The following is a 22,713-nucleotide window of genomic DNA, read 5'->3' as shown; positions in this document are numbered from 1 at the left end:
CGTCCGGCCTCGTATGGTGTGCATTTTCCGTTTATCTAGGGCTATTTGCGCGAAAGGACCAGAGGGGGGTCGTTTGCAAGGGGCAGGCCATGACCAATTGTGATCTCTTGCGGGGTGATATTGGCACGATATGACAGCACTGTGACCCCTGCCGCGCGGGCGCGCTGCAGGGCGTTAGCATAGGTGGGGTCGATGTCTTGGGCCACGGTCACGGCCTGTGCATCGCTGCGTTGCACCAGATAAAAGAGCACGGCGCGATGGCCGGCGCGGGCCATTTCGGCCAGATCCCCTAAGTGCCGCGCGCCGCGTGCGGTGACGCTGTCGGGGAATTCGGCCAAACCGGGCGTGCGTGACAGGGTCACGGATTTTACCTCGACATAGGCATCGGGCAGGCCTGCGCCCGAAAGCAGGAAATCCACCCGGCTGGCAGTGCCGTAGGCTTGTTCGGGGCGCACCCGGTCATAGGCGGCCAGTTCCGGGATTCTCCGCGCCTCAAGCGCGGTCCTGACGATCCGGTTGGCAAGACCCGTATCTACACAGACGAAATCCCCGCCCGAACGCTCCAGCAACCGCCAGCCGAATTTGAGTTTCTTGCGCGGATCGTCATTGGGTTCGACCCAGATGGTTGCCCCCGGATCGGCCAGCCCCATCATGCTGCCAGGGTTGGCGCAATGCGCCGTAACCTCTCGCCCATCCATCAGGCGGATATCGGCGAGAAAGCGTTTGTAGCGGCGCAGCAGCACAGCCTGCACAAGAGGGGTTTGAAAGCGCATGACCTGCGCCTATACCGGGTTTGTCCCCGGATCAAGGAGTCTGCCATGCCCAACCCGACCGCTGCCATGCTTGTCATCGGAGACGAAATCCTCTCGGGGCGCACGCGCGATGCCAACATGCATTATCTGGCGGGTGAGGTGACGAAGGTCGGCATCGACCTTAGGGAAGTGCGCGTGGTCAGCGACGATCCCGGCGCTATTGTTGCGGCGGTGCAGGCGCTGAGTGCGGGATATGACCATGTGTTCACCTCGGGCGGCATTGGCCCGACCCATGACGATATCACCGCCGAGAATGTGGCTGCGGCCTTTGATCGGCCGATTTCGGTGCGCGACGACGCGCGCGCCATTCTGGCCGCGCATTACGACGCGCGGGGGCAGGAATTGAACGCGGCGCGTTTGCGCATGGCGCGTATTCCGGACGGGGCCACGCTCATTGATAACCCGATCAGCGCCGCGCCGGGGTTTACCATCGAGAATGTGCATGTGATGGCCGGGGTGCCGTCGATCTTTCAGGCGATGCTGGCCTCTGTGCTGCCCAAGCTGACGGGCGGTGCGCCGATCCTGTCGCAGGCGCTGGAAATCCGGCGCGGCGAGGGCGATATTGCAGGGCCTCTTTCCGATCTGGCGGAGAGGTATCCTGACCTCAGCATCGGCTCTTACCCGTTTATCCGCGATGGGTGTTACGGGGCGCAGATCGTGATGCGTGGGCAGGATGGTGCGCGGCTTGAGGCTGCGATGTCTGAATTGGCGGAGATGTTTCCGGCATGAGCCCTGATGTGCAGACGCTTTATGCGGTGACCGAGGCCACGTGGCCGCCTGCGCGCTGCGAACAGCTTGGTCCTGTGACCCTGCGCGAGGGCAAGGGTGGTGGCAAGCGCGTGTCTGCCGCCACAGTTACGGGGCCGATCACGGGTGCGGAACTGGTCGCCGCCGAGATGGCAATGCGCGCGCTCGGGCAAAGCCCGCTCTTTCAGGTGCGCGAGGGGGATGGCGCGCTGGATGCGCTTTTGGCCTCTGAGGGATATGAGGTGGTTGACCCGGTTAACCTCTATGTCGTGCCGGTTGCGGCGTTGACAGGCGAAAAGCCGCCGCGTGTCAGCACCTTTGCGGTTTGGGAGCCTCTTGAAATCATGCGCGAAATCTGGGCTGATGGGGGTATTGGCCCGGCGCGTATTGCGGTGATGGAGCGTGTTACCGGCCCCAAGACCGGGCTTTTTGGCAGGCATAAGGATCAGCCCGCCGCCACCGGCTTTGCCGCGATTCACGTGGGCGTGGCCATGGTGCATGCGCTGGAGGTTCACGCCCGTCACCGCCGCGCCGGGATGGGGCGGCTGATGATGCTACAGGCGGCGCTTTGGGCGCAGGCAGAGGGTGCGCAGTATCTGTCGGTGATCTGCACCAAGAGCAATCAGGGGGCCAATGGGCTATATACGGCGATGGGGTTTGCCCATGTTGGCGACTACCATTACCGGCAAAAGGAGTGAGACATGACCAAGCCATCCGAGCCCACAGCGCTTGATTTGCCGATGCTTGACCCGTTGCCAGAGGCGACACAGAAGTATTTCGACATCTGCGCCGAGAAACTGGGCATGATCCCCAATGTGCTGCGGGCCTATGCCTTTGACATCGACAAGCTGAATGCCTTTACCACGCTCTACAACAACCTGATGCTGGCCGAGAGCGGGTTGAGCAAGCTGGAGCGCGAGATGATCGCGGTCGTGGTCAGTTCGATCAACCGCTGCTGGTATTGTCAGGTGGCGCATGGCGCGGCGGTGCGGCAACTCTCTGGTGATCCGGCGCTTGGTGAGGCGATGGTGATGAATTGGCGCGCGGCAAAGCTGGATGCGCGGCAGAGTGCGATGCTGGGCTTTGCCGAAAAGATCACGCGCGCCTCGTCTGAGATTACTGAAGCCGATCGTCAGGCGCTGCGCGATCAGGGTTTGAGCGCGCGCGATATCTGGGATATCGCCAATGTTGCGGGGTTCTTCAACATGACCAATCGCGTGGCCTCGGCGACGGGCATGCAGCCCAATCCCGAGTATCACGCGCAGGCGCGCTAAGGTCTGATGCGGCGCGTTATCCCTTTTTTGCTATGGAGTTTTCTGGCGGGCGGCCCGGCGGTTGCGGTTGATCTGACCCTGCCTACGGGGGCCAGCCAGACGCGCGAGGTGATCCGAGAGGCGGATACGGTGCGCCTGCCGACGGGGCCGCATTCGGGGACGGATGTGCCAAACTTGCGGCTTGAGGGGCGTATTGTCAGCCGGGCTTGGCGGATGCCGGTGCAGGGGGTCACGACGCTGCAACTTTTGACGCCATTGCGCGATCAGTTGGAGGGCGCGGGCTGGGAGGCTGTGTTTGCGTGCGAGGCTCTGGACTGTGGCGGCTTTGATTTCCGCTTTGCCCTGCCAACGCTGCCCGCACCGGACATGTTTCTTGATCTCTTCGACTATCGCTATCTGTTGCTGCGACGGGGCATGGGCGCGACGCAGGAGCATGCCGCACTTATCGTCAGTCAGAGTGGGCGGACCGGCTATGTGCAAGTTCTGCATGTGACAACGCTGGCCGAAGGCTACACCGTGCAGCCCATTCCGGCGGAGGAGCGCGAAGCGTTGCCGCGCGTTGATCTGGTGCAGGCATTGCAAACGCAGGGGCATGCAGTGCTGGAGGGTTTGGATTTTGGCCTGGGGGACAATGCGCTTGGGGCTGGTCCCTATCGCAGTCTTGTGACCTTGGCTGAGTTTTTGACGGCGTCGCCAGAGACACGGGTGGCCCTAGTCGGGCATAGCGATAGCATTGGGGGGCTGGAGCAGAACAGCGCCCTTTCGCGCGCCCGCGCCGAGGCGGTTTTGAACCTTTTGGTCGAGCAACATGGCGTGGCCCCGGCGCAGGTTGAAGCGCATGGGATCGGCTATCTGTCCCCGATTGCCTCAAACACCAGCCCAGAGGGGCGTGAACGCAATCGCCGGGTTGAGGTTGTGCTATTGGACGCGGAGCCGCAGTAAGCGCGCTGCTCAGCGCCACCAAGCCGCATGTGAGGCGAGCGCGCCTTGCAGCTTGGCGAGCAAGCGGTTGGCCGGGCCGGGCCGGGGTAGGGGGCCATGCGCCAGCCGTTCGACAACCACCTCTACCGGGCATGGTCGCCCGGTCACGGGATCGCGGTAGCGCGGATAATCAATGAGTGCCGCATGCACAAGACCGGGCAGCGAAGGCCATGCGCTGCGTCGCGCCGGGATGTCGCCCAGATCACGGGTCAGGCCCCATCCGGCATAAAAGGGCGCGCCAGTTGTGGTAACGCGCACCCCGCGCAAGAGCGCCTCGAACCCCAAGAGCGAGGTCATGGTCCAGACCTCGTTGACCATGCTGAGCACGCGGGCGGGATCGGTGTGATCCAGGATGAGATCGGCGAGGTCGCGGGCGGCATCCGGTGGTACGGCGCCGGGGCGCAGCCCTGCTTCGACATCGGGGTGGGGTTTGTACAGGATCACGGCATCCGGGTTGGCGGCGCGCGCGGCGTGCAAGAGGGCGAGATTGCTGGTGATCGCCCCAGCTCCAAGGCGGATCGAGGCATCATCTTCGACCTGACCGGGCACGAGGATGCGCCGCCCCTCGGGCAGGTCGGGCACTGATTGGCCAAGGTTGTATTTGCTGAGGTCATGGCGGGTCAGTGCTGCGATCAGTGCCTCGGCGCGGCGTTCTTGATCGGGGCGCAGGCGGGTGCGGGTGGCGATCAGGCGCTCTAACCGGCTTTCGCGCGTGGGATCATAGTAGATGCCCAGATCGTCACAGACGAGCGACAGGGGGGGGATAAGATCGGCACCGAGCCCGCGCGAGCGCAAGAATCCGTCCTCGATGCGCACGGCCCCTTCTGGGGCTCTTTCGGCCTGTGAGGCCCAGACCATGACGCGGCGGTCGGGCTGGGGCGTGCCGCTAAAGACCACCCGCCGATGCGTGCCAAAGAAGCCTTGGAGCGGCGCGCGTTTCCACAGGCGCATGCCATGGGCCTGCCATCCGGCGTGATCCTCGCGCCAAGCCCGTGTTTCGGCCTCTTGTGCCGAAATTGCCTGATCCAGATCGCAGAGCCGGTCGCGGTAGGGATCATACCATGTGGGATAGAGCAGCATCGCCCCGGCAAAGAGCTGCGCGCGCGTGAGGTTGCGGCCCCGGCGGGTCAGGGGCAGGGGGTGGCGATCCTCGCTAAGGCCCCAGCCCGCATAGAACGGCTGGCCAAAGACATTTGGGCGGTGTCCGGCCAGAATGGCCTCGAACCCCATTTGCGAGGTGACGCAATAGACCGCGATGGCCCCTTCCATCAGCGCCCATGGGCTGACCGGATCGGACAAAAGGCGGATGCGCGCGCTCTCGTCCTTGGCGGTGAAATAGCCGGGGCGGTGGCCTGCGGCGGTTTCGGGATGGGTCTTGATCACGATCCGCGCGCCGGGGTGATCCTCTTGTGCCCAATAGAGCATCTCGCGGAAGGTGTTGGCATCGGCCCCGCCATGCGTGACCGAGGCATCGCCGCGGGTCTGGTCGATCACCAGCACATAGCCCGGATCGGGGCAGGGCGTTTGCGGGTCGAAGGCACTGTATTTGCTTAGATGCGCCTCTTGCAGGCGCGCCACGCCGCTGCGGGCCCGGTTCAGCAAAGCCGTATCGTCGAGTGGGTGCGTGGCCAGCAGATGCTCGAGATCCGAAGGGTGGCGGCTGTCGAAATAGATGCCGCGTCGGTCGATCACCAGACCAAGGGGCGGCGCGCCGCTGCGCCCCGGCTGGAGTGAGCGTAGAAAGGCATCCTCGATCCGCAGCAGACCGGCACCAGTGCGGGCCGCCATCCCCTCGCCGCGCGCGGCATAGGGGCTGCGACCCCAGACGGCAATCAAATCCTCGGTGCCGGGTTGCCCAAGGCTGAGGTCATAGCCCGCCAATGTCAGGATGCGGCGCAGGCGGCGTTGCCAGAGAAACCCGCCGTTGAAATAGAAAACCCGCCGGGAGGCCCGAGCCTCGCCAGCGGGTTGCCCGTCAGAGGGCTGGCTCAAAAGTCGCCCGAGAGCGTTGAGGACGCCGTTGATACCGATCCAACCGCGCCAAGCGTGCCGGTGAAGGCGCCGATGACCTTGGACCATTGCGTGAACGGTGCCTCGGTCACATAGATCGTGTCGTCGTCACGGATCGAAAAGTCGCGCGCCAGAAACAAGCCGTTGGGCTTGGTCAGGTCAAGCACATAGACCAGACGTTGCGCGCCCTGAAGATCGTTGCGGCCCAGAACCTGATTGGCGATTTCCATCGGTTCGTTGCGCAGCACAAAGACGCCGGTGGGATCGGCCGCAGCGGTCGAAAGGCCACCCACCTGGGCAATGGCCTCAAGCGCGCTGAGGGTCTGGGTTTCGAACGTCACGCGCGATTGCGCACCGGTGGCCCCAAGGGCGGTATAGGCGCGGGTATCGGCCTCGACCAAGATGCGGTCACCGCCGCGCAGGGCGATATCGAATTGCGGGTATTTGAACAGGTCCTGAAACCAAACCTTGGAGCGTTGATCGCCCCGGATCACGGTGATCTGTGCCACTTCTGGCGGGATCGCGATGCCACCTGCCGAGGCGATCATGGCCGAGAGGGTGCGTGTGGGGGCCTCGATCGGATAGACGCCCTGACCGCTGACAGCGCCGCTGATTGCCACTGTCGAGCCATTGCCAGCCAAACGGCGCACCTCGACCTGCGGATCGGGGGTTTGCTGTTCGAGTTTCTCGGTGATGACTCGGCGGACACCTTCGGGTGTGTTGCCTGCGGCCTTGATCCGGCCTGCGTAGGGAACAAAGATGAAGCCAGAGCCGTCTACCTGCACTTCGCCAAGGGTTGTCTGGTTGGTTGCTTCGCCCGCCAAAAGCCCGTCATCGACGTTTTCCCAGATCGTGAGGCCCAGCGTGTCACCGGGGCTGATGAGGTCAGACCCAAGCAGGCCAGCGTTTTGGAATTGTTCGGTAAAGCCAAGCGCCGGTTGCACGGCGGTCGCGCGGGTCACCCTGTCATTCACCGTCACGACAAAGGAGTCGCCCTGTTTCTGGACCGATCCGGCGTAGATTTCACGTTTGGTTGGGCCCACGCGCGGCAAGCCGCATCCGGCCACAAGAGATGCCATAAGCAATAGCGCGATAGGGCGCGCCCATCGGGTGTGTCGGGATGTCACTGCTCGGTCTCCTCGACCTGTTTTTGTTCTGCCTCGGGTCTTTTTTGATTACGCTAGCGAACAAACTTGTGAAAATCCAGCGTTTCCATTGCTTGCGCCTATGTGATGACGCGCAACTGTTGCCGAGGGGCCGCGGTGCCTGAGCGCAGCGCATCATAGGGGTCTTCGGGGGCAAGCATCATGTCGACCGCCTGACGCAGCAACTGTCGACGCCCCGAGGAGGAATAGAAGCCGCCCGCAATCTGGCTGGTTTCCAGCAGAAATCGCCGGTAATCGGCATAGGCGCGACGGTCTGGGCGCTCTGCTCCGGCAAAGAAATCGGCCAAGGGTTTGGTCGAGACGAATTGAGGTTTGGCATAGACCGCCTGACCAAAGGTGCGCAGTGGAATGCCCCGCCAGAGCACCTGTTGTGCTGCTGTGGAGTTGACGGTCACGGCAGAGCGCGCCTCGTCCAAGAGTTTTGCCAGCTTGCCGCCACGCAGGTAATGCACCCGCCCGCGCAGGCCATAGGCGCGCACTAGGCGGCGCAATTCGCTGCGAATGGGGGCGCGGCCATCTTCTAGCGGATGTGCCTTGATCACCAGATGGTGATGCGGCGGCGCGCCACGTGCAAAGCCGTCAATCACGGTTTCCAGAAACTCAGTCATTGTGGAAAACGGCGAATGCGCCTGAAAAGAGGCGTCATGTTCCAGTTGCAGAAGGGCGATGTGATAGGGGAAGCCGCCGGTGCGCACCCGCCATGTGGTCAGGCGTCGCTCGATTGCCTGAATTGGCATCAGGACCAGACGTTTGAGGTAGAGTTTGAATTCCTGCCCCACGGTCAGCGCACGGTGCGGGCGGAAATGGCGATAGCGGCGGTTCAGAAAGAGAACAAATCCGTGATAGAGCGCGCCGTAGAACACATGCTGGCGCATGTCACCCCAACTGGCAGGGGGCAGGGCGGTGTCCATGTCCGAGTTTTCCAGCGCCTGCCGCATCTCGGGCACGCTCATTTCCATCAGGCGGGAATTGCCGTTGGTGCCGCCGCGCTCATAGGTCACCCAATAGGGGCGCATGTAGCCTTCTTCGAAGACATGGATCGTGAGGCCGCGCGCGCGGGCCATGGCGACGGCTTGGGCGTGAATGGGCCGGGTATCGCCATAGAGCACAAGATCGGTGATACGTTTGTCGTCGAGAATGGTGGCCAAGGTCGCGGGCCAATCCTCGGCCTGACCGAGAAAGGGCAGAAAACTTGCGCGCTCGCGCCAGAACGCCTGATCCCCGGCATTGAAACCCACGCGCCAGACATCCGCCCCTGCCCGGCGCAGCATCTGCCCGAGTTTGTAGAAGAAAGGCCCGTGCGGTCCCTGAAGAAACAGAAACGCGCGGTTCTTGCCGGTCAGGCCCGTCATGGCGGTGTCTCTTGCCTTTGCGCTCGGTCACGCTTTTTACTGCAAAAATCGGGCGAAAATAAGCCCCTATCGCTGCGGTCTCTTGTCTGGCGGCGGTGAGGGCGGTAGGGGTCACGGCAGAGCAAAAGGAGGGCGGTCAATGTTCACGGGCATCATTACCGATGTGGGGCGCATCGAGGCGGTCGAGCATCGGGGCGACCTGCGCGCGCGGATCGGCACCGGCTATGATACCGGCCGGATCGACATCGGCGCGTCTATTGCCTGCGACGGCGTGTGCCTGACGGTCGTGGCGCTAGGGGCCGGTTGGTTCGATGTGGATATTTCCGCCGAAACCCTATCAAAAACCAACCTGTCGGGTTGGGCTGAGGGGCGGCGGGTCAATCTGGAGCGGGCGCTGCGGGTGGGCGACGAATTGGGCGGGCATATCGTGTCGGGCCATATCGACGGGTTGGCCGAAGTGGTGGGTTTGCGCGATGAGGGCGACAGCACCCGCGTCACGCTGCGCGCGCCGCAAGCCTTGGCGCGGTTCATCGCACCCAAAGGGTCGGTTGCCCTCAACGGCACCTCGCTGACCGTCAATGAGGTTGAGGGCTGCGATTTCGGGATCAACTTCATCCCGCATACCAAATCCGTAACCACCTGGGGCGATGTGGCCATGGGTGATATGGTCAACCTCGAGATTGATACGCTGGCGCGGTACGTGGCGCGGCTGGCCGAGGCGGGCTAGCCATCATTGGGCACGGCGGCGCGGTAGAGATGCCACGTTGCGTGCCCCAAGACCGGCAGCACGATCACCAGACCCAAGAAGGCGGGCAGCATCCCAAGGGTCATGCTGCCGGCCACGATCAGCCCCCATGTGGCGACGATGCGCGGATTGCGCCGGGCCACCGCGACAGAGGTCATGACCGCCACGGGCAGGCCCACGCGCCGGTCAATCAGCATCGGGAATGAAATCAGGCTGAGCACCAGCACGGCGGCGGCAAAGACAAAGCCTGCGGCCATGCCCAAGACGATCATCTGCCAGCCCGCAGCGGTGGTCAGCACATCCTGTGCAAAGCCCATGAGGCTGGTCGGGGGCAGTGGCCCGAGGGTGAGGTCGTAGATATACTTCGCGGCGAACATCCAGACGATGAAAATCCCCATCAGGTAGACCCCCAGCACCAGAACAGGCCCCAGAACATGCGCGCGCAGGGCGCGCAGCGCTGTGCCCCAGCCGGTGGCCTGACCGGTTTCACGCTGTCGGCTCATTTCATAAAGCCCGGTGCCGATCACCGGACCGAGCAGGGTGAACCCGGCTGCCAGCGGAAAAAGCAGGTGCAGATTGGCCGAATGAAAGGCGGTAAGCGCCAGCGTGATGCCGATCAGCGGATAGATGGCGATGAGAAAGAACACGTCACTGCGCAGGGCCACGAAATCCGCCAGCCCCTTGTGCAGGGCGGTCATAAGGTCGTCATGGCTGAGGGTGCGCACCTCGGGTGGGGTGGTAACCTCGCTGCGCAGGGCACCTGTGGCGTCTGAGGCACCGCGCCCCGCGCTTGCGGTGGTGCCCGCCAGCCATGTGAGTGGATTGCCGATGGTCTTGGTCATTCTGGCCTCCCTTATCGGGGCGCGGATGCCGAAGTTTGGGCGTCGCGCCGTGGCGTTGCCGTGAGACCAAGATAGCATGGATTACGCCTGTCGTCACATCCCGATGGGGGATGAGACGATATCAGCCGTGGCGGGGACGCGAGGGCACGCGATTTTCGATCCAGCGGAACATCAGCGCGATGAGGCCCGCGATGATCATGTAGACAAGGGCAAGCAGCAAAAGCGGCTCGTAGACGATAAAGGTATCGGCGCGCACGCGGCTTGAGACCGAGTAAATCTCGATCACGGTGATGGTTGCCACCAGCGGCGTTGCCTTGAGTTGCAGAATGGTTTCGCCGCCCAAGGTGGGCAGCACATTGCGGATGGCCTGCGGCAGCCAGATGCGGCGAAAGATCGTGAAGCGCGGCATGCCAAAGGCGCGCGCGGCCTCTAGCTGGCCTTTTTGCACACTGGCAAAGCCGCCGCGCATGACCTCGCCCTCATAGCCTGCGTAGGATAGGGTGAGTGCCAGAACGGCATAGGGCCATGCCTGCCGCAGATAGGGCCAAAGCTCGGACCCTCTGATCCACGGGTATTGCGGGAAGAGAGAGCCTAGCCCGTAATAGAGCAGCCAGATTTGCAGGAGAAGGGGCGTGCCGCGAATGATGGTGCAGAAGAGGCGCGCGGGGGCTGCCAGATACCAAGGCCCCGCCGCCTGTGCCAGACCAAGCGGCACGGCAAGCGCAAAGCCCAGCACCACCGTCACCACCAAGATCCAGATCGTGCGCCACAGCCCCTCTAGCGCCAGAGGCAGGTATTGCGGCAGCCAGTCCCATCGCAGCGAGAGCGCGCACCAGATCACGAACCCGGCGAAAAGCGCCATGAGGAACAGGCGGCGCGGGATCAGAAGGGCGCGCAGATCGCTCATCGCCCACCCTCGCGCAAGGAGGGTTGACCGCGCCGCGCCCATTTTTCGATCCGGGCAAAGATCGCACCGGAAAAGAGCGTGACAAGCAGGTAGAGCGCGCCTGCCGCGAGGAAAAAGGTGAAATAGGCCCGTGTGCTGCCCGCTGCCTGCCGGGTTTCGAGGGTCAATTCGCTAAAGCCCACGATGGCCAGGAGGGCCGTGTCCTTGGTGGCGATGAGCCAGAGATTGGCCAGCCCCGGTGTGGCAAAGCTCATCATCGCGGGGATGGTCACGCGGCGTAGCGTCATCAGCGGCGGCATGCCAAAGGCGCGCGCGGCCTCAAGTTGCCCCGGTGGGATCGCCTGAATGGCGCCGCGCAACACCTCAGTGGCATAGGCCCCTTGCACCACGCCCAAGACCCAGATGCCCGCGACGACGCCGCTGATCTCAATCCGGCCATAGCCCATGGCGATGGCGGCCTGATTGATAAGGTCAGAGCCCACATAATAGAGAATGAGGATCAGCACCAGTTCCGGCACGGCACGAATGACCGTTGTGTAGATCGCCAGAAGATCACGCAAGAGCGGTCCGCCGTAGAGCTTGCCATAGGCACCGGCCAGCCCGATCACAAGGCCAAAGCCAAAAGCGCCAAGTGCGATTTGGAGCGAATTGGCCAGCCCGCGCAAGAGGTTGGCCCCCCATCCCGGAGGTTCAAGCGCGAGGAGGCTGGCGGTTTCCGCCAGCCCCAATGTGTCAAGCAGCGCCTCCAACGTGCTTAGTAGATGCTGGCATTGAAGTAGCGCGCGGTGATCTCCGCATGGGTGCCATCGGCCAGAATGGCGGCGATGCCTTTGTTGAGCGCCTCGCGCAGTGCGTCCTCGCCTTTGCGCACGCCGGCCCCTACGCCCAGGCCCAGAATGGCGGGATCATCGGCGACATTGCCCTTGATCTCGCAGCATGCACCGGCGTCTGTGGCGACGAAATCCGCCATGGCGATGCTGTCGGCTTGCGTGGCGTCGATCCGGCCTGCGACCAGATCCTGATTGGCCTCGTCCTGTGTCTGATAGATGCGGATTTCAGCGGCGTCCTTGAAGTATTCCTGCGCGTAGGCCTGATGGATCGTCGAGGCCTGCACGCCGAGGATCTTGCCTTTCAGACCTTCGGGGGTGGCCTCTAGATCGAGCGATTTGTCGGCCACGACCACGGTCGGTGTGTTGTAGTAAGGGTCGGAAAAGTCGATGGTTTTCATCCGCTCTTCGGTGATCGACATTGAGGCCATGATAGCGTCGATTTGCCCGCCGGTAAGCGAGGGGATGATCCCATCCCATGCCACGGGGGTGATCACGCAGGTGAGGTCTGCAGCCTTGCACACCGCGTCGATCACGTCGACCTCCCAGCCGACCCATGTGCCCGAGCTGTCGAGCGAGGCGAAGGGCGGATAGGGTTCGGCGGCGATGCCGATCTTGACCTCTTGCGCGGCAAGCCCGGTGCCGAGGGCCGCGAGCGTCGCGGCGGCGAGGATGGTTTTGAGTGTCATGTCAGTCTCCCTTTTTGGTTGGTTTGATCTGCCCCGTCTTATCCGACGGTTTGCAGGAATTGCTTGAGGCGGGCCGATTGCGGCGCGCCAAAGACGCGCTCGGGGGGGCCTTCTTCCTCGATCCGGCCTTGGTAGAGATAGACCACATGGCTGGCCACCTCGCGGGCGAATTTCATTTCATGCGTGACGATCAGCATGGTGCGCCCTTCGGCGGCGAGATCGCGGATCACGCTGAGCACTTCGCCCACCAATTCGGGGTCAAGCGCACTGGTGGGTTCATCGAACAGCATCACGGCGGGATCGACCGCAAGCGCGCGCGCGATGGCCGCGCGCTGCTGCTGGCCACCGGACAGGAAGGCGGGAAAGGTATCGGCCTTGTCGCCAAGCCCCACCCGGTCAAGCAGCGCGCGCGCGCGTTCAATCGCCTGTTTTTTCGGGGCTTTCAGTACATGCACCGGCACTTCGATGACGTTTTCAAGGAGGGTGCGATGCGTCCAGAGGTTGAAAGCCTGAAACACCATGCCAAGCCGGGTGCGAATACGCTCGATCTGGCGGCGGTCGGCGGGGCTACCATCCGCGCGCATGGCGATTTCCTCGCCATTGACGACAATCCGGCCCGAGGTGGGGGTTTCCAGAAAGTTGATACAGCGCAGCATGGTCGATTTGCCCGATCCCGACCCACCGATAATTGCCACCACATCGCCCTTTTGTGCGGTCAGTGAGACGCCTTTTAGCACTTCGAGCGCGCCAAAGGATTTGTGCAGGTCGTCGACAATGATCGCGGTCCCTTCTGGGGCGGGCGCGGGGGATTGTCGGGGCTCTGCTGTCACGGGCATGTCTCCGGCATTGGCACTTTTCGGCTTGTAGTAAGGCGGAAGAGTCGTAATTATGCAAGCGTATAATTGACCGCGCTGAGGATGGAGGTGCCCATGACTGGAGAACGCCGTAAATTCAGGCGCGAGGGGGCCGACAGCCGTCGTCAGGCGCTGGTCATGGCGACACTTGATCTGATCGCGGAACAGGGCGTGCGTGGGGCCACGGTACGGGCCATCGCGGAACGCGCGGATGTGACCCAAGGCCTTATCCGGCATTACTTTTCCACCAAGGATGAGTTGGTGCAGGACGCGTATCTTGCGCATATGGCGGGGCTGACCGAGCAGACCTTTGCTGGGGTTGCAGAGTGCAACACGGCAGGCGCGCGGCTGGCGGCGCTGGTTGTCGCCTCGGTCACGCCGCCGGTGGTGGATGCGGCGTCGGTCGGGCTTTGGGCTGGGTTTCTCAATCATGTGCGGCAGGATGCGCGGATGCGCGCGGTGCATGCGCGCACCTATCACGATTTTCGCGACCGGCTGGAGCGGTTGATCGTGGCTGCGCTGGAGGAAGCGGGGCGCGCGCCGGACGCAGGGCAGGCGCGGCGCTTGGCGATTGCCTGCAACGCGGTGATTGACGGGCTCTGGCTGGAAGGGGGCGCGCTGCCCGAGGCGTTTGAGCCTGATGAACTGATCGGAATTGCCCTGACGGCGGTGGGGGCGATTTTGCAACTGGATTTGGAAGAGGCGGCAAAGACATGAGATTTTCCTCGATAAATGAAAGGCTTGCCGGTCTTGGCGGGGCCAAGTGGGAAGTGCATGCGCGGGCCAAAGACATGGCGCGCGCGGGCCGCGACGTGATCCGCCTGACCATTGGCGAGCCGGATGTGCCAACGCCTGAACGTCTGAAGGACGCTGCTTATGCCGCGATGAAGGCGGGGCGCACGGGTTATTCGGACGGGCGCGGTGAGCCGGGGTTGCGGGCGGCCCTGGCGGAAAAATATAGCAAAAACAGGGGCCGCGCCTTTCATCCCGATCAGGTGATGTGCTTTCCGGGGACGCAAACCGCGCTCTACGCAGTGATGATGGCGGTGGCCGAAGAGGGGGCCGAGGTGCTGGTGGGCGATCCGATGTATGCCACCTATGAGGGCGTCATTCGCGCCACGGGGGCTGCGATGGTGCCGGTGCCGCTGCGGCCTGAGAATGGCTTTCGGATGGCGGCGGCAGATGTGGCCGCGCGCATAACCCCTAGAACACGCGCGATTTTATTGACCACACCGCATAATCCCACAGGGGCGATTCTGACCCGTGAGGATATTGCGGCGTTGGGCCAGTTGGCGGTCGAGCATGATCTCTGGATCATTTCGGATGAGGTCTATGAGGATCTGGTGTTTGAGGGGTCAGAATTTGTCTCGCCGCTGTCCGATCCGGATTTGGCGGAACGGGTTGTGGCGGTGTCGTCGATTTCCAAGAGCCACGCCGCCCCCGGTTTCCGCAGCGGCTGGTGTGTGGGATCGCTGGAGTTTACCGCCAATCTGTTGGCCCTGTCCGAAACGATGCTCTTTGGAAATCAACCGTTTATCGCGGATATGACCGAACAGGCGGTGCGCGAGGGATCGGATGTGGCAGCAGGCATGCGGCAGAGGTTTGCAGCGCGGGCGGAATTGTTGGCCGCGCGGTTGGAGCGCGAGACGGCATTGCGGGTGCATCGCCCCGAGGCGGGGATGTTCGCGATGGTGGATATTGCCGCGACGGGGCTGGATGGGGAAAGCTATGCCTTTGATCTATTAGAGAAAACCGGCGTGGCGGTGATGCCCGGTGCGTCCTTTGGCAAGACGCTGGACACTTGGGTGCGATTGGCGCTGACGGTGGAGGATGCGCCCTTTGCCCAAGCGATTGACCGGATCGTGGCCCATGCCAATGCGCGGCACGTCAAGATCGCCTGAAATCAAATATAAACAGAGGGTTAGATGATGAATTCCAGCTATGAGTTCCGCCGGGCGATCACCCGCAAACCGGGCCGGAGCATTGTGGGTGGGTTGCGGGCCGAAGATACTGGCACGCCGGATCTGGCGCGGATGCTGGAGGCGCATGCCGCCTATGTGGCAACTCTGCGCAGCACCGGGGCCGAGGTGGTGGAACTGCCCCCGCTCGAGGATTATCCCGACGCAGTTTTCGTAGAAGATACAATGCTTTGTCTGCCCGAATTGGCCATCGCCATGCGCCCCGGTGCGCCCACGCGGATGGGCGAGGTGGCCGAGGTGCGCCCGGCGATTGCGGGGTTTTATGGCGACAGGATCGCCGAGATAACTGCGCCCGGCACCATTGAGGGGGGCGATATTCTGGTGACGGGGCGCGAGATTCTGGTGGGATTGTCGGCCCGGACCAATCGCGAGGGTGTGGCGCAACTCTCAGATATTGTGCGCGAATACGGATATGTTTTGCGATTGGTCGAGACCCCGGCCGGGGTTTTGCATTTCAAGACCGATTGCGGCTTGGTCGGGCCCGAGACGATCCTGAGCACGCGCCGGCTGGCGGTGTCGGGCTGTTTTGACGGATATGACGTGCTCGAAGTGCCTGATGGCGAGGAAGCGGCGAGTAACTGTATTCGGTTTAACACTCTGGTGATCATGGCCGCCGGGTTTCCGCGCACGGCCGAGATGCTGACGGCGCATGGCTATGAGGTGGTCGAGATCGACAACAGCGAATGTGCCAAGCTCGATGGCGGGATGTCTTGTCTTTCGCTGCGATTTTGATCTTACACTCCTTACGAAATGAAGCGGATTTTGTAAGGTCCACAGCTGCGCCATGACGGTGCGAGATCAGGAGAGTGGAATGCGGATCGAATGGGCACGAGAGGCCGATCTGGGCACGCCGTATTGGTGGTCGGCGCTGAGCGCGCCCGAGGCGGGCGAGGACCTGCCCGACACCTGTGATGTGCTGGTGGTCGGTGCGGGCTATGCCGGATTGTCGGCGGCTATTGCGGCGCATGATGCCGGGGCGCGGGTGGTGGTGGTTGACGCGGCAGAGCCGGGGCATGGGGCCTCGACGCGCAACGGCGGCATGTTCGGGGCACATCCCCGTCTGGGCTGGGGCGAGTTGGAGGCGAAGTTTGGGGCTGGGGTTGCCGATGCTCTCTTTGCCGAGGCCAAGCCCGCGCTCGACTGGGCCAAAGACTTGATCGCGCGCGAGGGGATTGACTGCGATTTCCAGAACACGGGGCGGGTGCAACTGGCCTATACGCCCGCGCATTTTGCCAATCAGCGCCGGATGGCCAAGGTAGTTGGCGAGAAATCCCAAGTGCAGGTGCGCCTTATAGAGCGTGCCGATCTGGGGCAGGAGATCACGACCGAGAAATATCACGGCGGGCTGCTCTTTCCGGAGCATGGCGCACTCCATCCGGCCAAGTTTCATCAGGGTCTGTTGCAAGCCGTGCGGCGGCGCGGGGTGCCGGTGGTTCCCCATGCAGCGGTGACAGCGCGCGAGGCGGAAGGGGCGGGCTACCGGGTGCAGACCGCCAAAGGGGTGATCCGCGCGGGCAAGGTTGTGCTGACCACGAATGGCTACACCCGCCGACCGTTTCGCTGGCATATGGCGCGGGTGTTTCCGCTGCCGTCTTATATCATCGCGACCGAGGAATTACCGTCGAACCTGATCGGCCATATCGCGCCGGGGCGGCGGATGATGGTCGAAACGCGGGCGCGGCACAGCTATTTCCGCATCTCGCCGGATGGTCGCCGGGTGCTGTTCGGTGGGCGCGCGTCGATGGCCGAAATGGGGCCAGAGGCAGCGGCGGCGCAGCTCTATGAGGTTATGGTGGGGATTTGGCCCGATCTGGCGGGCGTCAAGCTGAGCCATTCGTGGCAGGGTTTTACCGGCTATAGTTTCTCGCATATGCCGCATGTGGGCCATGATGAGGGCGTGCATTACGCGATGGGGTTCTCTGGGTCGGGCACGGTGATGGCACCGTGGCTGGGATCGAAGGCCGCGTATCAGGCGATTGGCGATGCGCGGGGGGCAACGGCCTATAGTGCCACGCCGCTTAGCCGAAGCTGGCTGCATCCGGGGGAGCGCCCGCATTTCCTGCGGGCTGCGAATCTGTGGTATCGGCAGGTGGTGGACCGTGTCGAAGATTGGCAGGCGGGAAAAGGAGCATGAGATGAGCGCATTTGACGAGGACCTATTTCTGAAAGGGCTGGAGCAGCGCAAGGCGACGCTGGGCGCGGAGTATGTCGAGCGCAGTCTGGAGGCCGCCGATGACTTTACCCGCCCGTTTCAAGAGGCGATGACCGCTTGGTGCTGGGGTTTTGGCTGGGGCGACGAAGTGATTCCCCCCAAGACCCGCAGCATGATGAATTTGGCCATGCTGGGCGCTCTGGGCAAGATGCATGAGTGGGAATTGCATTGCCGGGGGGCCATTAACAACGGGGTCACCCCCGAGGAAATCCGCGCCATTATCCATGTTGTCGGAATTTATTGTGGTGTGCCGCAAGCGCTTGAATGTTTTCGGGCGGCAAGAAAAGTGCTGGAGGACCAACAGGGCTGAGCGATGCGCCTTGTTTAAAAGGCCTCTGCGAAAGGGGTGTGGTTTCTGCGTCACATTCACGGCGCGATGCGGTCGGAGCGGGGAGGTCGCGTTGACAGTTTGGGGGGGAATGGCGCATTTCATAGCGCAAGCCGTTTCCAATGACTGGTGCGGCGGATCTGATTAACCTGCTTCTGAGGAGGGACACCCTTGAAAAAGCAACTTCTGAGCACCAGCGCGATTGCACTCGGCGTCGCAATGGCCGCACCGGCATCTGCCCAAGAATGGGATCTGGATTGGGGCGGGTACTACAACTCGCACGTCGGTTATGTAACCGTTGATTCCAACACCCCGGCACATGCTGGCACAGATTTCGACGGCGTTGACGTATTCACGAACGCTGAAATCATCTTCACCCCGTCGGTGACGCTGGACAACGGCCTGACCTTCGGTGTGAACGTGCAAATGGAAGCACTGAACGCTGGCGGCGGTATCGACGGTATCGACGAGTCGTACCTCTCGATCTCTGGCGACACGCTGGGCCGTATCGACCTCGGCGCCGAAAACTCGGCTGGTTACAAGATGACTGTTGGCGCACCGCAAGTCGCGGGCGGCATCGGCATCAACTCTCCGTCGGTTTCGGGCTTCGTTCCGATTTCGACCGGTGCTGGCGGCAACCTGCCGTGGCTGTTCCGTGACTCGGGCATTTCGTCCTATGCTGAAGTTCTCGGCAACAACGACGTGCAGCGCATTACCTACTACACCCCGTCGTTCAACGGCCTGACCCTCGGCGTGTCCTATGCAGCGAACGCTGCTGGCAATGCCGTGAACAACTTCGGTGTGAACCGCAACGTCGGCGTTACTGATGTGTTCGACATCGGTCTGGCCTACAGCCAGTCGTTCAATGGCGTTGATCTCGACCTGTCCGCACGTTGGGGCACTGCAGAGAACAACACCGGCATTGCAGGAACCAGCGATCCCGAAGTCTGGAACGTCGGCTTCAATGTTGGCTTCAATGGTTTTGTCATCGGCGGTGGCTATGGCGAGAACGACAACGGCGGTCTGCGTGCATTCGACTCCGAAGGCTGGAGCCTCGGCGTGACCTATGACATCGCTGGTCCGTGGTCGGTTGGTTTCGACACCTACCAGGGGGAGTACAAAGGCAACGTTGCTGGCGGTGGTGCTACTGGCGACACTGCTGAATACGAAGCCTACCAGCTGGTCGGCAGCCGTTCGCTCGGCGCTGGCGTGACCTGGGCCGTATACGCAGCCTATGTTGAAGGTGCTGTGAACGCGAACCTCGGCGGCACCTTTGGTCCGAACGCCAACACCGAGACCGAAGGCACTGTCATCGGCACCTCGATCAACCTGTCGTTCTAATCGACCGGTTAAAAGACAAGAGGCGGGGGGTGACATTTCCCCCCGCCTTTTTTATGTCTTGCGTCCAAGTAACAACGTTGTGGAGGCTGACAGGGCATGAAGCGAAGTATCATCTGGCTGGCCTCTTATCCAAAGTCTGGCAATACGTGGACGCGGCTTTTCCTTGCCAATTACCTGATGAACGCGCAAACACCGGTGCCGATCAATCAGGCCCATCGGTTCGCAATGGGCGATGCCATGGTCAAGATGTACAGCCGTGTTGCAGGTAAGGCGATTGATCAACATAATCTTTCACTCTGCCTGAAGCTGCGTGATCCGGTGCTACGCGCCATTGTCGGCAACAATGCAGATGTGAATTTCGTCAAAACGCATAACGCGCGGGTAGCCCCCGACGGGATCAATCTTATCCCGGACGTCTATACGCGTTCTGCCATTTATATCATCCGAAATCCGCTAGATATGGTCCTGTCTTATGCGCGCCATTACGGAGTAACGCAGGAAGACGCGGCGCAGAAGATTTGCAATCGTGACAATGGCAATCTGCCGACCCCAACCACAGTGGCGCAATATCTCAGTTCTTGGGATATGCATGTCAAGAGTTGGATGGCCTATGCGCCCTGGAAGCGGCTGATCGTGCGCTACGAGGATTTACTGGACGATCCCGAGACGCATTTCGCCAAGATTCTTGAGCTGGTCGGCGTGCCGGTCGACGCCGAGCGGCTGGAGCGCGCGATCCGGTTTTCCAGCTTTGACGAATTGTCGCGCCAAGAAGAGGAACAAGGGTTCATCGAGCGGCCCGAGCAGAGCGAGAAGTTCTTTGGCAAGGGGCAGAAGGATCAATGGAAAACCGATCTTGACCCTGCGCTGGCAGAGATGATCCGCGAGAAGATGGGCGAGACGATGAAACGATACGGGTATCTGGAATGAGCGATCTGCGGCGGATCATCTGGCTGGCGAGCTATCCCAAATCGGGCAATACATGGATGCGCAGCCTTTTGGCGCATTACTTCATGCCTTTGGGAAAGGCACCGGATATCAACAACTTGCGGCAGTTCACCACGGGCGACACGCGACAGGATTTTTTTGACGCGGCCAATGGCGGCCCGTTTCGGGGGCAGGGGGTGGAGGACTGGATGCGGGTGCGAGGCCGGGCGCTGCGCCTGATTGCGGCCTCGAAACCGGACCATCATTTCGTCAAGACGCATTGTCAGACGGTGCGGATTTTCGATCAGGATGTGATCCCGCCGGAATTGACCGCAGCCGCAGTGTATATCCTGCGCAATCCATTTGATCTGGCGCCATCCTTTGCCCGGCATCAAAATTGTGATCTTGATCTGGCGATCGAGCGGATGTGCAACCCTGATACGATCACTGGGACGCCGAATGGTATCATGGACCTCTTGGGTCGCTGGGACGATCATATTCGGGTCTGGACCGGTGCCCCCGGCCTGCCGATCCATGTGGTGCGCTATGAGGACCTGTTGCACAATCCCGGTCGCACAATGCGCGGGTTGTTGGAAAAGTTTCTCAAGGTCAAGGTGGACGGCCCCAAGCTGGCGCGTGCGATCAAGGCCACGAGTTTCGAGGCGATGAAGCGGCAGGAAGAAACACTGGGTTTCGCCGAACGGCCCCAAGGCATGACGGCGTTCTTTGCCAAGGGGCAGGCCGGGGTTTGGCGCGAGGATTTGACGCCTGCGCAGGTCGCCAAGCTGCGCGCGGCGTTCTTGCCGACGCTGGAGCGGTGGTATCCCGAGATGCTCAAGGAAACGGGGGCTGTTGCCGCGCAGGCCTGAGGGCCAAGCTGGCAATCCGGGACCGGGGCGCTATGCTGGGCGTTGAGAGGCTGCAATCGGAGGGCCAGAGATGATACGCAATGGAATGATGCTGGCGGCACTGGCGCTTGCCGGGTGTACGGTAGCTGGTCCGCAGATGGTGGCGCGGTTGGGCGCTGATCCGGTGCTCTCGGGGGGAAGCTATAGTTCCGGGGGCGGGTTGACCGTGGCTGCGGATATTCGTGAACAGCAGGGCCGGGTGCTGCTCTGTGGCGTTTGGGCGCAGAGCCATCAGCAATCGGTGCTCACCAAAGGCAAAGCGAGAGATGTGATGGGCACGGGCGCGGTCTATCTTGGGGATCGGGCGCTGGCGCGGGGCTTGGTCTTTATGCGCGAAGTGCCGCCCGCGTTGGACTATGCGGGTCAAGAGGCGGGGTGCGTTCTGACCGGTCAGGTCTGGCAGGCAGGCTATGCCGAGGCCAAGCCGGTGATCCGACTGCCGCGTCAGGTGGTGCATGTTGAAGGGGATTTGGGGCATTTTGTCGTGACTTTTCAGCAGACGGGCCCGAGTGCGGGCGCGCCCAAAGCCACAGAATAGCGCGAAAAGCGGTAGATTTGCCGAGGCAGTCCCGGGAAAGAAATTGACAGAGCGCGGTTATCCCATACCATCGCTCACGTGTATTCCCGTTTTCCCAAGAGGTTTCTCATGCTGCGCGCATCTACCCTGATTTCGGCCCTTGCCATTGCGGTTCTGGCTGCCCCCGCCATGGCGCAAAGTGCCAAAGTCTATGCTTATGAAAGCCACGCGAATTACTGCCCGGCAGGGTTGCAGCCGGTGACCATCAGCGGGGTCATTTGTTGTGGCCAGCCCAATCAGACCCAGACCTATCAGCAGGTCATGCGCCATCCGGTCGCCAAGGTGAAGCATCGCAGCTACTCGGCCACCTCGCATCTCAACTGTCCGGTGGGTGCGAAGGGCTGTTACTAAAGCCCGTTCGGAGAGAAAAACATTCTGGAAACAGGGCGTGCTCTGCGCCGCCCTGTTTGATGTTTGAATGTGATCCGGCGTGACCTAGGGGTATCGGGTGCTCATTTTCGCAAATGGGCCTGCCCCCGAAGCTGACGTTTTAGAGCAGCCGCAGATCTGATGCCATTTGTCGACCGTCGCGCCCTTCCTGAAGCTCGAAACCGACCTTTTGATTGTCTGCGAGCCCTGTGAGCCCTGAGCGTTCGACCGCAGAGATGTGCACGAACACATCTTTGCCGCCGCCGTCCGGGGCGATGAATCCATAACCTTTAGTGGTATTAAACCATTTCACGGTGCCGGTCGGCATGCCGCTTCTCCTTTTGCGTCGCTTCCCCGGGAATATGCCGGGCCATGTCTTGCCGGACCCTCAGGGACCGGCCAAGCGTTGCAAAGGCGGATTCTGAATGCCCATCGTGACGAAGATCATGATTGCACCGCCATTGTAAAAATCAAGCGAAACTCCGTGACGCGCGGGTTTTTGCCCGATAAACACGCAAAAATAAAGGAGAGCGCCATGATCCTCTACGGTATCAAAACCTGTGACACCTGCCGCAAGGCGTTGAAAGCGTTGGGCAATGTGACGTTTCACGATGTCCGGGCCGATGGTTTGCCTAGGGAAGTGGCACAGGCGGCTTGGGTGCGATTTGGCGACGCAATTGTGAATCGGCAATCAACCACATGGCGGGCTTTGGCAGAGGATGAGCGGGCGCGCGATCCGTTAGACCTTTTGGCGGCCCATCCAACGCTGATGAAACGGCCCCTGATTGACGCGAGCGGAACGCTTTATCTGGGATGGGGCAAGGATACGCAGGCGGCGCTGCTTGGGTAAAGCGGGGCAGGACCCCATA

General features: G+C 62.0%; 26 protein-coding genes. 16 read left to right on the top strand and 10 right to left on the bottom strand.

Features of this window, described 5'->3' with window-relative positions; genetic code table 11:
- Positions 1-41 precede the first annotated feature (41 nt).
- Entirely contained in the window at positions 42-773 is a 732-nt protein-coding gene (sfsA, locus tag RAK1035_RS00795; protein ID WP_081506754.1) for a DNA/RNA nuclease SfsA, read from the bottom strand.
- A gap of 45 nt (positions 774-818) precedes the next feature.
- Here sfsA and RAK1035_RS00790 point away from each other — a divergent pair, with 45 nt between their 5' ends.
- The 4 genes from RAK1035_RS00790 to RAK1035_RS00775 are packed head-to-tail and all read left to right on the top strand — an operon-like array spanning position 819 to position 3,775.
- Positions 819-1,541, top strand: coding sequence for a competence/damage-inducible protein A (locus RAK1035_RS00790; protein ID WP_008280713.1), 723 nt, complete (start codon positions 819-821; stop codon positions 1,539-1,541).
- Positions 1,538-2,257 carry a GNAT family N-acetyltransferase gene (locus RAK1035_RS00785; RefSeq protein WP_008280712.1) on the top strand — a complete coding sequence of 240 codons (720 nt, stop codon included), beginning with the start codon at positions 1,538-1,540 and terminating at the stop codon, positions 2,255-2,257. The genes RAK1035_RS00790 and RAK1035_RS00785 overlap by 4 nt, the downstream gene beginning before the upstream one ends.
- A gap of 3 nt (positions 2,258-2,260) precedes the next feature.
- Complete coding sequence (locus tag RAK1035_RS00780; RefSeq protein WP_008280711.1) at positions 2,261-2,833, top strand: peroxidase-related enzyme; 573 nt, start codon at positions 2,261-2,263, stop codon at positions 2,831-2,833.
- A 6-nt stretch (positions 2,834-2,839) separates the two neighbouring features.
- A complete protein-coding gene (locus tag RAK1035_RS00775; protein ID WP_008280710.1) occupies positions 2,840-3,775 on the top strand; it encodes an OmpA family protein in 936 nt (311 codons plus the stop codon).
- Between the two features lie 9 nt (positions 3,776-3,784).
- On the opposite strand, the gene RAK1035_RS00770 is transcribed toward RAK1035_RS00775, so the two are convergent.
- The 3 genes from RAK1035_RS00770 to RAK1035_RS00760 form a co-directional block, all read right to left on the bottom strand.
- A complete protein-coding gene (locus RAK1035_RS00770; protein ID WP_008280709.1) occupies positions 3,785-5,806 on the bottom strand; it encodes a capsular polysaccharide biosynthesis protein in 2,022 nt (673 codons plus the stop codon).
- On the bottom strand, positions 5,803-6,903 hold the full coding sequence (locus tag RAK1035_RS00765) for a polysaccharide biosynthesis/export family protein (RefSeq protein WP_008280708.1): 1,101 nt from the start codon (positions 6,901-6,903) through the stop codon (positions 5,803-5,805). The genes RAK1035_RS00770 and RAK1035_RS00765 overlap by 4 nt, the downstream gene beginning before the upstream one ends.
- Positions 6,904-7,049: 146 nt before the next feature.
- On the bottom strand, positions 7,050-8,342 hold the full coding sequence (locus tag RAK1035_RS00760) for a capsule biosynthesis protein (protein ID WP_008280707.1): 1,293 nt from the start codon (positions 8,340-8,342) through the stop codon (positions 7,050-7,052).
- A 139-nt stretch (positions 8,343-8,481) separates the two neighbouring features.
- Here RAK1035_RS00760 and RAK1035_RS00755 point away from each other — a divergent pair, with 139 nt between their 5' ends.
- Complete coding sequence (locus RAK1035_RS00755; protein ID WP_008280706.1) at positions 8,482-9,069, top strand: riboflavin synthase; 588 nt, start codon at positions 8,482-8,484, stop codon at positions 9,067-9,069.
- On the opposite strand, the gene RAK1035_RS00750 is transcribed toward RAK1035_RS00755, so the two are convergent.
- From RAK1035_RS00750 to RAK1035_RS00730, 5 genes are all read right to left on the bottom strand, one after another.
- Entirely contained in the window at positions 9,066-9,929 is an 864-nt protein-coding gene (locus tag RAK1035_RS00750; RefSeq protein ID WP_008280705.1) for a DUF2189 domain-containing protein, read from the bottom strand. The genes RAK1035_RS00755 and RAK1035_RS00750 overlap by 4 nt on opposite strands.
- 121 nt (positions 9,930-10,050) lie before the next feature.
- Entirely contained in the window at positions 10,051-10,836 is a 786-nt protein-coding gene (locus RAK1035_RS00745) for an ABC transporter permease (RefSeq protein ID WP_037297564.1), read from the bottom strand.
- Positions 10,833-11,585 (bottom strand): ABC transporter permease, encoded by a 753-nt coding sequence (locus tag RAK1035_RS00740; RefSeq protein ID WP_008280702.1) that lies wholly within the window; start codon positions 11,583-11,585, stop codon positions 10,833-10,835. Before RAK1035_RS00740 ends, RAK1035_RS00745 begins: the two co-directional genes overlap by 4 nt.
- A 5-nt stretch (positions 11,586-11,590) precedes the next feature.
- Positions 11,591-12,352: a transporter substrate-binding domain-containing protein gene (locus RAK1035_RS00735; protein ID WP_008280701.1), complete on the bottom strand. Its 762-nt coding sequence runs from the start codon at positions 12,350-12,352 to the stop codon at positions 11,591-11,593.
- Between the two features lie 38 nt (positions 12,353-12,390).
- Positions 12,391-13,188, bottom strand: coding sequence for an ABC transporter ATP-binding protein (locus RAK1035_RS00730; RefSeq protein WP_008280700.1), 798 nt, complete (start codon positions 13,186-13,188; stop codon positions 12,391-12,393).
- 93 nt (positions 13,189-13,281) lie between these two features.
- On the opposite strand from RAK1035_RS00730, the gene RAK1035_RS00725 reads away from it, so the two are divergent.
- From RAK1035_RS00725 to RAK1035_RS00680, 10 genes are all read left to right on the top strand, one after another.
- On the top strand, positions 13,282-13,923 hold the full coding sequence (locus tag RAK1035_RS00725; RefSeq protein ID WP_037297562.1) for a TetR/AcrR family transcriptional regulator: 642 nt from the start codon (positions 13,282-13,284) through the stop codon (positions 13,921-13,923).
- On the top strand, positions 13,920-15,107 hold the full coding sequence (locus tag RAK1035_RS00720; RefSeq protein ID WP_008280698.1) for a pyridoxal phosphate-dependent aminotransferase: 1,188 nt from the start codon (positions 13,920-13,922) through the stop codon (positions 15,105-15,107). The genes RAK1035_RS00725 and RAK1035_RS00720 overlap by 4 nt, the downstream gene beginning before the upstream one ends.
- Before the next feature lie 24 nt (positions 15,108-15,131).
- On the top strand, positions 15,132-15,917 hold the full coding sequence (locus RAK1035_RS00715) for a dimethylarginine dimethylaminohydrolase family protein (protein WP_008280697.1): 786 nt from the start codon (positions 15,132-15,134) through the stop codon (positions 15,915-15,917).
- 79 nt (positions 15,918-15,996) lie between these two features.
- Positions 15,997-17,319: an NAD(P)/FAD-dependent oxidoreductase gene (locus RAK1035_RS00710; RefSeq protein ID WP_008280696.1), complete on the top strand. Its 1,323-nt coding sequence runs from the start codon at positions 15,997-15,999 to the stop codon at positions 17,317-17,319.
- A 1-nt stretch (position 17,320) separates the two neighbouring features.
- Positions 17,321-17,707, top strand: coding sequence for a carboxymuconolactone decarboxylase family protein (locus tag RAK1035_RS00705; RefSeq protein WP_008280695.1), 387 nt, complete (start codon positions 17,321-17,323; stop codon positions 17,705-17,707).
- Positions 17,708-17,896: 189 nt separating this feature from the next.
- Positions 17,897-19,066, top strand: coding sequence for a porin (locus RAK1035_RS00700; protein ID WP_083803313.1), 1,170 nt, complete (start codon positions 17,897-17,899; stop codon positions 19,064-19,066).
- Between the two features lie 96 nt (positions 19,067-19,162).
- On the top strand, positions 19,163-19,993 hold the full coding sequence (locus RAK1035_RS00695; RefSeq protein WP_008280693.1) for a sulfotransferase domain-containing protein: 831 nt from the start codon (positions 19,163-19,165) through the stop codon (positions 19,991-19,993).
- Positions 19,990-20,859 (top strand): sulfotransferase domain-containing protein, encoded by an 870-nt coding sequence (locus RAK1035_RS00690; RefSeq protein WP_008280692.1) that lies wholly within the window; start codon positions 19,990-19,992, stop codon positions 20,857-20,859. Before RAK1035_RS00695 ends, RAK1035_RS00690 begins: the two co-directional genes overlap by 4 nt.
- 70 nt (positions 20,860-20,929) lie before the next feature.
- Entirely contained in the window at positions 20,930-21,436 is a 507-nt protein-coding gene (locus tag RAK1035_RS00685; protein WP_008280691.1) for a hypothetical protein, read from the top strand.
- Between the two features lie 108 nt (positions 21,437-21,544).
- Positions 21,545-21,826, top strand: a complete 282-nt coding sequence (locus tag RAK1035_RS00680; RefSeq protein ID WP_008280690.1) for a hypothetical protein — start codon at positions 21,545-21,547, stop codon at positions 21,824-21,826.
- A 139-nt stretch (positions 21,827-21,965) separates the two neighbouring features.
- On the opposite strand, the gene RAK1035_RS00675 is transcribed toward RAK1035_RS00680, so the two are convergent.
- On the bottom strand, positions 21,966-22,172 hold the full coding sequence (locus RAK1035_RS00675; RefSeq protein WP_008280689.1) for a cold-shock protein: 207 nt from the start codon (positions 22,170-22,172) through the stop codon (positions 21,966-21,968).
- A gap of 207 nt (positions 22,173-22,379) precedes the next feature.
- Here RAK1035_RS00675 and RAK1035_RS00670 point away from each other — a divergent pair, with 207 nt between their 5' ends.
- A complete protein-coding gene (locus tag RAK1035_RS00670) occupies positions 22,380-22,694 on the top strand; it encodes an arsenate reductase family protein (RefSeq protein WP_008280687.1) in 315 nt (104 codons plus the stop codon).
- Positions 22,695-22,713 lie beyond the last annotated feature (19 nt).

This window comes from Roseovarius sp. AK1035 (assembly GCF_003288315.1).
In the GTDB taxonomy this organism is placed as follows: Bacteria; Pseudomonadota; Alphaproteobacteria; order Rhodobacterales; family Rhodobacteraceae; genus Roseovarius; species Roseovarius mucosus_A.
This window is presented reverse-complemented; position numbering and strand designations above follow the sequence as displayed.

Bases quoted from the DNA above. Each gene is read 5' to 3' on its own strand.
- sfsA (WP_081506754.1), bottom strand. From the start codon at position 773: ATGCGCTTTCAAACCCCTCTTGTGCAGGCTGTGCTGCTGCGCCGCTAC.
- RAK1035_RS00790 (WP_008280713.1), top strand. From the start codon at position 819: ATGCCCAACCCGACCGCTGCCATGCTTGTCATCGGAGACGAAATCCTC.
- RAK1035_RS00785 (WP_008280712.1), top strand. From the start codon at position 1,538: ATGAGCCCTGATGTGCAGACGCTTTATGCGGTGACCGAGGCCACGTGG.
- RAK1035_RS00780 (WP_008280711.1), top strand. From the start codon at position 2,261: ATGACCAAGCCATCCGAGCCCACAGCGCTTGATTTGCCGATGCTTGAC.
- RAK1035_RS00775 (WP_008280710.1), top strand. From the start codon at position 2,840: ATGCGGCGCGTTATCCCTTTTTTGCTATGGAGTTTTCTGGCGGGCGGC.
- RAK1035_RS00765 (WP_008280708.1), bottom strand. From the start codon at position 6,903: ATGGCATCTCTTGTGGCCGGATGCGGCTTGCCGCGCGTGGGCCCAACC.
- RAK1035_RS00760 (WP_008280707.1), bottom strand. From the start codon at position 8,342: ATGACGGGCCTGACCGGCAAGAACCGCGCGTTTCTGTTTCTTCAGGGA.
- RAK1035_RS00755 (WP_008280706.1), top strand. From the start codon at position 8,482: ATGTTCACGGGCATCATTACCGATGTGGGGCGCATCGAGGCGGTCGAG.
- RAK1035_RS00750 (WP_008280705.1), bottom strand. From the start codon at position 9,929: ATGACCAAGACCATCGGCAATCCACTCACATGGCTGGCGGGCACCACC.
- RAK1035_RS00745 (WP_037297564.1), bottom strand. From the start codon at position 10,836: ATGAGCGATCTGCGCGCCCTTCTGATCCCGCGCCGCCTGTTCCTCATG.
- RAK1035_RS00735 (WP_008280701.1), bottom strand. From the start codon at position 12,352: ATGACACTCAAAACCATCCTCGCCGCCGCGACGCTCGCGGCCCTCGGC.
- RAK1035_RS00730 (WP_008280700.1), bottom strand. From the start codon at position 13,188: ATGCCCGTGACAGCAGAGCCCCGACAATCCCCCGCGCCCGCCCCAGAA.
- RAK1035_RS00725 (WP_037297562.1), top strand. From the start codon at position 13,282: ATGACTGGAGAACGCCGTAAATTCAGGCGCGAGGGGGCCGACAGCCGT.
- RAK1035_RS00720 (WP_008280698.1), top strand. From the start codon at position 13,920: ATGAGATTTTCCTCGATAAATGAAAGGCTTGCCGGTCTTGGCGGGGCC.
- RAK1035_RS00715 (WP_008280697.1), top strand. From the start codon at position 15,132: ATGATGAATTCCAGCTATGAGTTCCGCCGGGCGATCACCCGCAAACCG.
- RAK1035_RS00710 (WP_008280696.1), top strand. From the start codon at position 15,997: ATGCGGATCGAATGGGCACGAGAGGCCGATCTGGGCACGCCGTATTGG.
- RAK1035_RS00705 (WP_008280695.1), top strand. From the start codon at position 17,321: ATGAGCGCATTTGACGAGGACCTATTTCTGAAAGGGCTGGAGCAGCGC.
- RAK1035_RS00695 (WP_008280693.1), top strand. From the start codon at position 19,163: ATGAAGCGAAGTATCATCTGGCTGGCCTCTTATCCAAAGTCTGGCAAT.
- RAK1035_RS00690 (WP_008280692.1), top strand. From the start codon at position 19,990: ATGAGCGATCTGCGGCGGATCATCTGGCTGGCGAGCTATCCCAAATCG.
- RAK1035_RS00685 (WP_008280691.1), top strand. From the start codon at position 20,930: ATGATACGCAATGGAATGATGCTGGCGGCACTGGCGCTTGCCGGGTGT.
- RAK1035_RS00680 (WP_008280690.1), top strand. From the start codon at position 21,545: ATGCTGCGCGCATCTACCCTGATTTCGGCCCTTGCCATTGCGGTTCTG.
- RAK1035_RS00675 (WP_008280689.1), bottom strand. From the start codon at position 22,172: ATGCCGACCGGCACCGTGAAATGGTTTAATACCACTAAAGGTTATGGA.
- RAK1035_RS00670 (WP_008280687.1), top strand. From the start codon at position 22,380: ATGATCCTCTACGGTATCAAAACCTGTGACACCTGCCGCAAGGCGTTG.